Origin of the sequence: Vibrio sp. VP6 (assembly GCF_028823755.1) — a bacterium.
Lineage (GTDB): Bacteria > Pseudomonadota > Gammaproteobacteria > Enterobacterales > Vibrionaceae > Vibrio > Vibrio parahaemolyticus.
The window spans coordinates 1-587 of the sequence record NZ_JAPEID010000197.1 but is presented as its reverse complement, the minus strand read 5'-3'; the positions used below and the strand labels follow the sequence as shown (position 1 = coordinate 587).

Below are 587 nucleotides of genomic sequence, written 5' to 3'. Positions count from 1 at the left end.
GCCACCGTGAGAGCGGTGGCAGTAACAAAATTGACTTGTCGATTTTACACGTTGGAGTGTTGAGTAGTGCTATAAACAAATACTCGTCAGATGTATAAGGCAAATCGGAGTGAAGTAACTTGCCTTCGTTAAATACACTAACGCCCATCGCACCAAGTAGCAATGCTATTGCATATCATTTACAAAGCAATCGTGAGATATGTCGCTCCCCTCACTTTTTGAGGCTTTATTAATCACTGTTCCGTTATTAGCCATGTGACGACATGACATTACTTGCGCCTCACTCCCAAAGATACTTTCTTGATACAGATAAAGACCAGCACAGAGCATAACCGCATTGATAACCGCCAAACACAAGCAGCGTCAAAATAGTAATAGACAAACAAAAGGATAGAGAGGGGCGCTGAAAAGCTTTAGAATGGCGTTGGGTGCTCTTGGTGTTTCTGCCATGAGCATTTCACTTGAGCATATTTGCAAGTGGTAGAAAGAACAAAGCCCCGAATGAACTGTAAATTCAAACGAGGCGATGTACATGTACTTTGCAATACAAATACTAGCCTCTTCATCGAGTGGAGGCAATGAAAAAT

1 protein-coding gene is annotated in these 587 nt (G+C 42.1%); it reads right to left on the bottom strand.

What is annotated here, in order from left to right:
* Positions 1-363: 363 nt before the first annotated feature.
* Positions 364-587, bottom strand: a 224-nt coding sequence (locus tag OU793_RS24865; protein WP_274647944.1) for a hypothetical protein, incomplete at its 5' end; no start/stop codon positions are given.